This window comes from Ramlibacter albus, from assembly GCF_014297445.1.
Classification (GTDB): domain Bacteria; phylum Pseudomonadota; class Gammaproteobacteria; order Burkholderiales; family Burkholderiaceae_C; genus Ramlibacter; species Ramlibacter albus.
In genome coordinates, this window is the sequence record NZ_JACORU010000005.1 from 435,590 (window position 1) to 445,396 (window position 9,807).

Sequence of the window (9,807 nt, forward strand, 5' to 3'; positions counted from 1 at the left end):
GCTATTCGATCCGGATGTTCGCCTCGCGGACCAGCGCGCCCCATTTCGCGTGCTCCGCCTTGATGTGCGCCGCGAACTGCTGCGGCGTGCCCGGCGTGGGCTCGCTGCCCTCGTGCACCAGCTTTTCCCTCACGTCCGGCCGCGCGAGGATCTTCACCGTCTCCGCGTTCAGCTTCGCCACGATGTCTGCTGGCAGGCCGGCCGGACCGACGAGCCCCAGCCACGTGGTCGCATCGAAGCCCGCGTAGCCTTGCTCGGCCACCGTCGGCACGTTGGGCAGGGCGCTGATGCGGCGGGACGAGCTCACGGCGAGCGCGCGGATCTTGCCCGCCGCGAGCTGCGGCATCACGGACACGGTGCTGCCGAAATAGGTTTCCACCTGGCCGCCGAGCAGGTCGGTCATCGCCGGGCCCGCGCCCTTGTAGGGCACCTGCAGCAGCGAGATGCCGGCGCGGCGCTCCAGCAGCTCGCCCGCGAGGTGCCCGACGGTGCCGTTGCCGGCCTGCGCCACGCCCACGCGGCCGGGGCGCGCCTTCGCGGCTGCCACGAAGTCCGCCAGACTCTTCAGCGGCGAGTCGGCACGCACGGTGAGCACCACCGGCTGGTCCGACACCGAAACGATCGGCACGAGGTCCTTCAGCGGATCGAACGGCATCTTCGTGTAGAGCGACGGGTTGATGGCCAGGTTGGCCGCCTGCCCCATGCCGATCGTGTAGCCGTCGGCCGCGGCCTTCGCGACGACGTCGAGGCCGACATTGCCGCCGGCGCCGGGCTTGTTGTCGATGACGATGGTGGCGCCGAGTGCGGGGCCGAGTTTTTCCGCGACCAGGCGCGAGGTGGCGTCCGTGCCGCCACCCGGCGGGAAGGGCACCACGAGGCGTATGGGCCGCGCGGGCCAGGCCTGCGCGAAGGCGGGGAAGGTGCCCGCGGCCGTGGCGGCGGCGCTTGCGGCGGCGAGGAAGTGGCGTCTTTGCATGGTGTCTCCTCCATGCATTGTGACGCGCTAGCCGGCGAGCCGCTCCAGCACGCGCGCGACGATGCGGTCGCAGCGCTCGCCGTCGAAGCCGAACGCGTCGCGCTCGGCCATGTCGATCTCCTGCGCGATGCGCTCGCGCAGCATGCCACGGGCGCGGAAGAGGCGGGTGCGCACGGTGGCTTCCGCGATGCCAAGGCAGGCCGCGGTTTCCTCCACGCTCAGCTCCTCGACCGCGCGCATCACGAACACCGCGCGGAAGTCCTGCGGCAGCTCGTCGATGCGCCGCTCCAGCAGCTGGCGCAGCTGCGCTCGCTGCACGGCGCGGTCGGGTGTGTCCTCGTCGATGCCGGAGGGTGTTTCGGGCATGGCTTCCTCCCCGTCGGCGGTGCGCGCATCGGCGGACACGATGGGCACGATGTTGTCGCGGCGCGCGCTCTTGCGAAGGCGCGTCATGCATTCGTTGACGACGATGCGCGTGAGCCAGGTGGCCAGTTGCGCGTCGCCGCGGAAGTCCGCCAGCGAGCGGAAGGCGTGGAGGTAGGCCTCCTGCAGCGCGTCCTCGGCCTCCGCGTCGTTGCGCAGCAGCGAGCGCGCCACGCGGTACAGGCGCCGGTTGTGGCGGCGCATCAGCGGCTCGAAGTCCGCGGCCGCGTTCGCGGGTTGCGTGAGGGCGTTCATTCGACGGTGACCGTGGCTTTCATACCGAGGTGATAGGTGCAGACGTAGTCGTGGCGGCCCTTGCCCGTGGCCGTCCACGACCAGCTCTTGCCGCCCGCTATGTTCTTCGAATCGAATCTCCCTGCCGCGGTCGCGGTATGCGGCGCGATGTCCTTGTTGTGCCACACCACCTTGTCGCCGGCCTTGACCGTCAGCGCGGTGGGGTGGAACTTCATGTCCTCGATCACGACCGTGTGGGTGGCCGCGGCCGCCAGCCCGGGCAGGGCGAGCAGCGCGGTGAGCAACTGGCGCTTCACGACTTGCCCAGCTGCGACTGCAGGTGCTTCGCGTGCTCCAGGTGCTGCACGAGGGCGGGGCGCACCTTCTCGATCAGTGCCTTCAGCTCGGCGTTCTTCGCGGAGGGCAACAGCGTCTTGTCGACCGCGTCGATCACGGCCTGGTGGTACGTCACTTCGTTGTCGACGTAGGCCTTGTCGAATGCCTTGCCCTTGAGCTTCTTCAGCTTCGCGATGTTCTCGTCGCCGCCTTTCTTCAAGGCCTGGCTGGTGCCGTTGTCCTCGGGCGTCACGCCGAGCTTCTTCGCCAGCGCACTGGCCTGCTGGTTCACGGCCGTGTGGTCCGTGACCATCTGCTTGCCGAAGGCGCGCACGTCCTTCGTGGAGCCCATCTTCGCGGCGAGCTTGCCGGCATCGATGTCCACCTGGTCGGCCGTGACCACGATGTGGGCGATCTGCGGGTCGGTGGGGCCTTGCTGCGCGGCGGCAAAGGTGGAGGCGCAGACGAGCGCGGCGAGTACGAAGGCTTTATGCACGTGGATCTCCTTGGCGTTGTGCCGTCCTAGACGCCACGTGCGGCCGCCGCGTTCCCGCGGCCGGCAGGGACCCTACTGCTTCTTGAAATTCACCGCCGCGAGCAATCGGCCCCACGCCGCATGCGAGTCGCGGATGGTCTCGGCGAACTCGGCGGAGCCGGCCCAGCGCGGCTCGACGCCGCCGGTGCGGAACTCGGCCTGCACCTGCGGCATGGCCATGATGGCCTTCAGGCCTTCGGAAACCTTTGCGATCACGTCCGGCGGCAGCTTCGCCGGCCCGATCACGCCGAGCGACGTGTCCATGTCCATGCCCTGGATGCCGAGTTCGGACATCGTCGCGAGCGTCGGGAACAGCTCCGTGCGCTTGGGCGCGACCACGCCCAGCAGACGCACCTGCCCCGACCGCATCAGCTGTGCGGCGGCCGACGACGAGGCGAACTGCAGGTGCACGCGGCCCGCGACGAAGTCCTTCGCGACGTCGCTCGCGCCCTTGTAGGGCACGTGCACGATGTCCACACCGGCCTGCTTGCCCAGCATCTCGCCGAACACGTGCGCCGAGGTGCCGATGCCCTGCGAGACGTAGTTGAGCTGGCCGGGGTTCTTCTTCGCGTACGCGACCAGCTCCGCAAAGTTGTTCGCGGGGATCGAGTTGTGCAGCACGAGAACGACGGGGCCGAGCGCCACCTGTGCCACGGGCGTGAAGTCGCGCAGCGGCTCGTACTTCGCGGCCAGCATGGTCTGCGGCAGCTGCGCAAGCGTCGATGCCGGCGTGTACATCAGCGTGTGGCCGTCCGGCGCGGCCTTCGCAACCTCCGTCGCGGCGATCATCGTGCCCGCACCGGGCCGGTTCTCCACGATCACCGGCACGCCGAGGATGGGCGCGAGGTGTTGCGCCAGCATGCGCGCCTGCACGTCCGTGCCGCCGCCGGCGGGGTAGCCGACGACGAGCCTCACGGGCCGGCCGGCGACGGGATACGCGAACGCGCGGCCGGCCAGGGCAGCCGCCGAAAGCGCGAGGAAATGCCTGCGGTTCATTGCTTGTCTCCGGCTGGCATGTTCACGGGCACGCCCGCAAGCGTCAATTGAATTGTTAGCCGCAGCCGTGAACCCCCGGTTAACTAGAATCCGCCCCATGAACCTGCGGCAGATGGAGGTGTTTCGCGCGGTGATGGTCTCCGGCGGGGTGAACACCGCCGCGGCGCTGCTGCACGTGTCGCCGCCCGCCATCAGCAAGGTGCTGGCGCAGGCCGCCAAGTCGACCGGCCTCGTGCTGTTCGAGCGCGTGCGCGGCCGGCTCATCCCCACGCCCGAGGCGCAGCAGCTCTACGAGGAGGTCGAGCGCCTGTGGCGAGGCGTGGAGACGGTGCGCGACTTCAGCCGCGACCTCGCGCAGCCGCGGCAGGCGACGCTGCGGCTTGCGTGCACGGCCAGCCTTGCGCCTTACCTGGCTTCGCGGGCGCTGGCGCAGACCTACGAGAAGGTGCCGCGCCTGCAATGCCGCGTGCGCGTGCTCGGGCCGGACGTGCTGAACGACCACCTGCTGCAGCGCGAGTCGCACATCGGCATCGCGCTCGGCCCGCACGACCACCCGAACCTGGAGAAGGTGAAGAGCTACCGCTGCGGCCTCGCGTGCGTGATGCGCACCGGGCACAAGCTCGCCGCGAAGAAGCGCATCGCGCCGAAGGACCTCGTGGGCGAGCGGGTGATCTCCTCGCCCGAGAACACGCCTTTTGGCCAGACGCTCAAGCGCGCGTTCGGCGAGTACGCGGCCGACATGCACCGCGATCTCGATTGCACGAGCTCCACGACCGCGTGCTGGTTCGCGCAGGCCGGCGTCGGCGTGGCCGTCGTGGACCAGGCGTCCATCGCGGGCGGCGTGCTGGCGGGGCTGGAGGTGCGGCCGTTCCAGTCCGGCGAACAGCTGGAGGTGCGCATCATCCGCAACCGCTACCGGCCGATGTCGGTGCCGGAGCGCACCTTCGTCGAGGTGTTCGACGAGGTGTGGCGCTCGGCCCTCGGGAAAGTTTAGCGCCAGTCGTCCACGCTCACCGTGGTGACGTGGATGAAGTCCGTGGCGTACCAGTACGCGTTCTTCTCGCCACCGACCACGATCGTGCCGATCTTGCTTGCGTCGGCGAAGCGCGGCACCTGGGAGTCCGGCGGCTGCGCAAGGTACGACGCGAAGGGCTCCACGCCCTTGCGCGCGAGCGGCTCGATGTAGTTCACGACGAGCTGGTAGTCCCAGTAGGTCTCGTAGGGCAGGGTGGAGTTCTGCTGGAACCACTGCGCGAGCTGCTCCTTGGTCTCGAAACCCTCGCGCTCCTTGAAGGCGCGGGCGGCCAGCGGCTCCATCAGCAGCGTGAGGCCGGTGGAAGGCACCGGCGTGTAGCCGCCCACCATGTTCAGTACCTGCTGCTTCCACGTCTTCGCGCGCACTTCCAGCATGTGGCTGTAGGTGCGGCCGCGGAAGATGCTCACCGTGCTCTGCTTCCGCTCGAACCCCTTCTGCACGTGGAAGGGCTCCCACGGGCTGCGCTCCTCGTTCTCGGCGAAGCAGATGTTGTTGTAGTTGAGCGGGTTGCCCTGCGTGCCGAGGTAGGTGATGCCCGGCACGGCGCCGCCGCCGAGGTTGCGCGACAGCAGGCTGTACGCGCGGCCGATGGCCGCATTCGCGTGGTTGAAGGGGCCGAGCGCGCCAAGGCCCGAGTTCATTCGGATCTCGTGGCGCATCGGCCCGTTCACCACCACCATGTTGGCGAAGCCGCTGGTGGAGCTGTGCAGCGCGCTGACGCCGGTGGCGGCCAGCGCCAGCAGCACGGGCAGGTGCTCCGGTTGCGCGCCGGCCATCACCGCGTTCACGGCGACCTGCTCGACGGTGTAGCTCCAGTCTTCCTGCGTCGCCGTCGGGCGCATGCGGCCGATCACTTCCTGCGGCGAGCGGTGCGTGCCTTCGAGCATGCGCGCCACGCGCTCGGGCGTGGGCAGCACGACGGGCAGGCCGTCGGTCCACCAGGCCTGGCGGAACATCTCGTGCAGCTCGTCCTCGGTGTCGGCGCCGAGCAGGCGCGGGATGGGGCGCTCCAACTCGCCCGACTTCGATTCTTCGGCCGTGAGAGCGGACGTGAGCGAGCGGACGATGCCGTCGATCACGCTGTGCATGCCCACGGGCGACGGGCCAGTCACGTATTCGTGCAACTGCTGCGGCGTCTTGCCGCTGACCGGGTGCGGCACGAAAGTGAAGCGCAGCTTCGGCATGCCGGCCTTCCAGCTCACCGCCTGCACGAGGTCGGTGAACGCGCCGGTGACGAGGGGCGCCGTGGGGATGCCGCGCCCTTCGAGGTGGATGCAGTGCACGGCCACGGCGGGCGCGCAGGTGCTGCAATGGCCGATGGCCATCACCACGAGGCCGGCGTTCTCCTCGATCTCGCGCCACAGGTCGGGGTCGTCTTCGGTGTAGCCGCCGCGCTTCTGGCGCACCACGGTCTTCACGCCGGGGAATCGCTCCTCGAACACGTGTGCCACCTGTTCGAGGAAGGACTTGCCGTTCATGAAGCGCACGTCGACCAGGTACACGGTCCTGCCGTCGAGGGTCGATGGCCGCGGCGCCATCGGCAGCAGCGCGATGGCCGGGGGCGTGCCGCGCGGGTTGAGCACGCGCACACGCTTGCCTTCCGGCGCGAAGTCGCCGCGCGCGATGCGCCGCTCCATCGTCTCGCCGGGATAGGCCTCGAGTTCGCAGGCGTCCACCAGCGCGGGCAGTTCGGTTTCGGCGGGATTGGGTTCGAGGATAGTGCTCACGGTGACGCATTCTTCACCCGCGGCCGCCGCGGCTCAATTGAAATGTTCGCCGCCGGGGTTAACGCGGGGTTAACGGCTGCCGCACAACTTTCATTTGACGCGGCCGGCCGCCGCCCGGACGATTGGTGCAGCCCAGGAGACAGAGATGGACCGCATGACCCCGCTGCTCGCGCGGCGAACCCTGCTTGCGATGCTCGCGGCGGGCGCATGGCCCGCGTTCGCGCAGCAGAAATTCCCGTCGCGCCCCGTGAAGCTGATCCTGCCGCAGCCGCCCGGGGGCGCGGCCGACCGGCTGGCGCGCATGTTCGCGGACAAGCTCGAAGCGCAGTGGAAGCAGCCGGTGGTGCTGGACCACCGCCCCGGCGGCGGCGTGGTGATCGGCACGCAGGCGCTTGCGCGCTCGCAGCCGGACGGCCACACGATCGGCCTGCTGGGCAGCTCGCTCAGCATCAACGCCGTGCAACGCAAGGACCTGCCCTACGAGATCAAGGACCTGCAGCCGCTCGCGCGCGTCGGCTACTACACGGTGGCGCTCGTCGCGGCCGCGAATTTCCCGGCCAGCGACATCAAGAGCCTTGTGGCGCTGGCCAAGTCCAAGCCGGCGAACACCATCTCGTTCGGCTCCAACGGCATCGGCACGTCGGCGCACGTGGCGGGCGAGATGCTCAACCACATGGCGGGCGTTGAGCTGCAGCACGTGCCGTACAACGGCGCGGCCAAGATGTACACCGACATCATCGGCGGCGTGTTGCCGCTCGGATTCTCCGTGGTGAGTTCGGCCGAGCAGTTCATCAAGGGCGGTCAGATGAAGGTGCTGGGCGTGACGAGCGCGAAGCGCAGCCCGCTGTACCCGCAGTGGCCCGCGATCTCGGAGACCTTGCCGGGCTTCGAGGCGGTGAACTGGGCGGGCTTCTGCGGGCCCGCGGGGTTGCCGCGCGAGATCACGCAGCAGGTGGGCAACGACCTGCAGGCCATCGTGAAAGACCCGGAGATGACGAAGGCCCTCGCCGCGATGGGCATCGAGCATGCGCCGCAGGGGCCTGCCGAGTTCGGCGAGTTCATCCAGTCCGAGATCAAGCGTTTTGCCGCGGTGCTCAAGCCGCTGCCGGCGCAGAAGTGAGGTGCGACCCGTGAGCTCGACTTACCAACTCTCGCGCAGCATCCCGGCCGATGCCACGTACGACCTCGTGGTCGCCGGTGGCGGCCCGGCCGGCACCGCGGCTGCCGTGTGCGCGGCACGCCTCGGCCTGAAGGTGCTGCTGGCCGAAGCCACCGGTTGCCTCGGCGGCATGGGCACGAGCGGCCTCGTCGCGTCGTTCGGCCCCGTGTCGGACGGCGAGCGCATGCTTGTCGGCGGCTTCATGAAGGAACTGCTCGACACGATGTGGGCGCAGAAGGCCTTCGGCCCGCAGGTGACGCAGGACTTCCTGCACCGGCAGCTCAATCGCTGGGTGCCTTTCCAGCCGGAACACCTGAAGCGCATCCTCGACGAGTTCACCACCGCGGCAGGCGTGGAAGTGCGCTTCTTCACGCGCGTGGTGGAGGCGGACGTGAGCGGCCGGCGCGTGAACGGCGTGGTCCTGAGCAACGTCGAGGGCTTGCGCTTCGTGCCGGCCAAGGCGTTCATCGATGCGACCGGTGATGCCGCACTGGCCGCGATCGCCGGTGCCGAATGCAAGGTGGTGCTGCGCGACACCGACACGGTCTCGCCGAGCACGCTGTGTTCGCTGCTCGCCGGCATGAACTGGGACGACCCCGCGTACGGCGATGACTGGCGCGGACTCGATGCGGTGAAGATGCGCGTGCGCAACGAGCTCGTGCCCAAGGCCATCGAGGACGGCTTCTTCACGCAGGAGGACCGCTTCTTCCCCGGCATGAACCGCGTGGGGCCGCAGGGCGCGACCCTGAATGCAGGCCACGTGTTCAACCTCAACCCGCTGTCGGTGAAGAGCCTGTCGGACGGCATGGTGTTCGGCCGCAAGCTGGCGCTGGAGTACGCCGAGTTCTATCGCAAGTACGTGCCGGGCTGCGAGAACCTCGAGCTGCTCACGACCGCGCCGCTGATGGGTGTGCGCGATTCGCGGCGCATCGTCGGCGAGTTCGAACTGACGATGGAGGACTTCCGCGCGAAGCGCCAGTTCCCCGACCAGATCGCCGTGTACAACCGGCCCACCGACGTGCACCCCACGAACACGACGAAAGAGGAGTACGAGCGCTTCCTCAAGGACTTCCACGGCAAGGACAACCTGGAGCGGGGGCAGTGCGTGGGCATCCCGTACAGCATCCTCGTGCCGCGCGGCTGGGAGAACCTGTGGGTGGCGGGCCGCTGCCATTCGAGCGACACCAAGGTGCATGGCTCGATCCGTGCGCAATCGGCCGCATACATGATGGGGCAGGCGGCCGGCACCGCGGCTGCGCAGGCGATCGCGACGGGCCAGCCGGCGAACGACCTCGACACGCGCGCGCTGGTGGAGACGCTGCGGGCGAATGCGGCTTACCTGCCGCAGGACGCGCTGGCGCGGGAGATGACGAGGCGGTAGCGGAACTTCGGGCGGGAGTTGCGTCAAACTTCGGGTCAACAGCTGAGCCACGCGACAACGCGTTCACGCGTCGGTTGCGCGAGTGGGGCAATGAGCTCGGGCGGCCTTCGGCCATCCTGTCGGTGTCCGCGCACTGGCTCACCGACGGTGAAGTGCTGGTCGGCATCCAGCCGCGTCCGCGCACGATCCATGACTTCGGCGGTTTCCCGGATGCGCTGCATGCGATGGCGTACCCCGCGGCCGGTGCGCCGGAGAGTGCGCAGGAGGCCGTGAAGGCGCTCGGCGCATTCGCCGCGAAGGGCGATACGGCCTGGGGGCTGGACCATGGCACATGGACGGTGCTGCACCACATGTTCCCGCGTGCGGACGTGCCGGTGTTCCAGTTGTCGATCGACTACTCGAAGCCTGCGTCGTTCCACTACGCCGTGGGCCGCGCCATTTCCGCGTTGCGCGACAAGGGCGTGCTGGTGATGGGCAGCGGCAACGTGGTGCACAACCTTCGCGCCACGCAGCGCGGTGTGCCGGAGGGCCCGTCTGCCGCCACGCCGTGGGCTGCGGGGTTCGACGAGAAGGTCAAGCTCGCGCTCGATGCGCGGGACGACAAGGCGCTGCAGGACTACCAGCGGCTGGATTTCGGGGCGCGTATGGCGGTGCCGACGCCGGACCACTACTGGCCGCTGCTGTACGCGCTGGGTGCCGCGGGTGCGAACGAGAAACCGAAGACCACGTATGCGTCGTTCCAGGCGGGGACGCTCAGCATGAGGTGTGTGCAGTTCGGGTGAGTGAACATCCCGAGAGATAGCTAACAGGCCGTACCGGACACATTCTTTACAGTTTTTCGGCATAGGAGGTGACTCGCTATGCCCTGGAAGGAGTGTTCCTGAGCTAGCCCCCTGATTCTCCGGACCCGTTCTATCGCTTATCTTTCGAGATAGGAGAAGGACAGTGAGTACGACTAGGAATACGGATTCCGTAGAGGTCATCTTGAAAGACCAGCGCCGCAG

9 protein-coding genes and 1 pseudogene are annotated in these 9,807 nt (G+C 68.6%); 4 read left to right on the forward strand and 6 right to left on the reverse strand.

Features of this window, described 5'->3' with window-relative positions; genetic code table 11:
- Position 1 precedes the first annotated feature (1 nt).
- From H8R02_RS16405 to H8R02_RS16425, 5 genes are all read right to left on the reverse strand, one after another.
- Complete coding sequence (locus H8R02_RS16405; RefSeq protein WP_187082511.1) at positions 2-976, reverse strand: Bug family tripartite tricarboxylate transporter substrate binding protein; 975 nt, start codon at positions 974-976, stop codon at positions 2-4.
- Positions 977-1,003: 27 nt separating this feature from the next.
- A complete protein-coding gene (locus H8R02_RS16410; RefSeq protein WP_187082512.1) occupies positions 1,004-1,654 on the reverse strand; it encodes an RNA polymerase sigma factor in 651 nt (216 codons plus the stop codon).
- Positions 1,651-1,950: a plastocyanin/azurin family copper-binding protein gene (locus tag H8R02_RS16415; protein WP_354004930.1), complete on the reverse strand. Its 300-nt coding sequence runs from the start codon at positions 1,948-1,950 to the stop codon at positions 1,651-1,653. The genes H8R02_RS16410 and H8R02_RS16415 overlap by 4 nt, the downstream gene beginning before the upstream one ends.
- A complete protein-coding gene (locus H8R02_RS16420; RefSeq protein WP_354004931.1) occupies positions 1,947-2,465 on the reverse strand; it encodes a DUF4142 domain-containing protein in 519 nt (172 codons plus the stop codon). Before H8R02_RS16420 ends, H8R02_RS16415 begins: the two co-directional genes overlap by 4 nt.
- Positions 2,466-2,537: 72 nt before the next feature.
- Positions 2,538-3,500 (reverse strand): Bug family tripartite tricarboxylate transporter substrate binding protein, encoded by a 963-nt coding sequence (locus H8R02_RS16425; RefSeq protein ID WP_187082513.1) that lies wholly within the window; start codon positions 3,498-3,500, stop codon positions 2,538-2,540.
- A 97-nt stretch (positions 3,501-3,597) separates the two neighbouring features.
- On the opposite strand from H8R02_RS16425, the gene H8R02_RS16430 reads away from it, so the two are divergent.
- On the forward strand, positions 3,598-4,494 hold the full coding sequence (locus H8R02_RS16430; RefSeq protein ID WP_187082514.1) for a LysR substrate-binding domain-containing protein: 897 nt from the start codon (positions 3,598-3,600) through the stop codon (positions 4,492-4,494).
- Here the strand turns inward: H8R02_RS16430 and H8R02_RS16435 are convergent.
- Positions 4,491-6,263 (reverse strand): UGSC family (seleno)protein, encoded by a 1,773-nt coding sequence (locus H8R02_RS16435; protein WP_187082515.1) that lies wholly within the window; start codon positions 6,261-6,263, stop codon positions 4,491-4,493. The genes H8R02_RS16430 and H8R02_RS16435 overlap by 4 nt on opposite strands.
- 145 nt (positions 6,264-6,408) lie before the next feature.
- Between H8R02_RS16435 and H8R02_RS16440 the strand changes: the two genes are divergently transcribed.
- The 3 genes and pseudogenes from H8R02_RS16440 to ygiD form a co-directional block, all read left to right on the forward strand.
- The gene (locus H8R02_RS16440; RefSeq protein ID WP_187082516.1) at positions 6,409-7,383 is read left to right on the forward strand and encodes a Bug family tripartite tricarboxylate transporter substrate binding protein; all 975 of its coding nucleotides are present in this window, start codon (positions 6,409-6,411) and stop codon (positions 7,381-7,383) included.
- Between the two features lie 10 nt (positions 7,384-7,393).
- Positions 7,394-8,803 carry an FAD-dependent oxidoreductase gene (locus H8R02_RS16445; protein ID WP_187082517.1) on the forward strand — a complete coding sequence of 470 codons (1,410 nt, stop codon included), beginning with the start codon at positions 7,394-7,396 and terminating at the stop codon, positions 8,801-8,803.
- A 62-nt stretch (positions 8,804-8,865) separates the two neighbouring features.
- Positions 8,866-9,585 (forward strand): annotated as a pseudogene (gene ygiD, locus H8R02_RS16450) (4,5-DOPA-extradiol-dioxygenase); the annotation flags it as partial.
- Positions 9,586-9,807 lie beyond the last annotated feature (222 nt).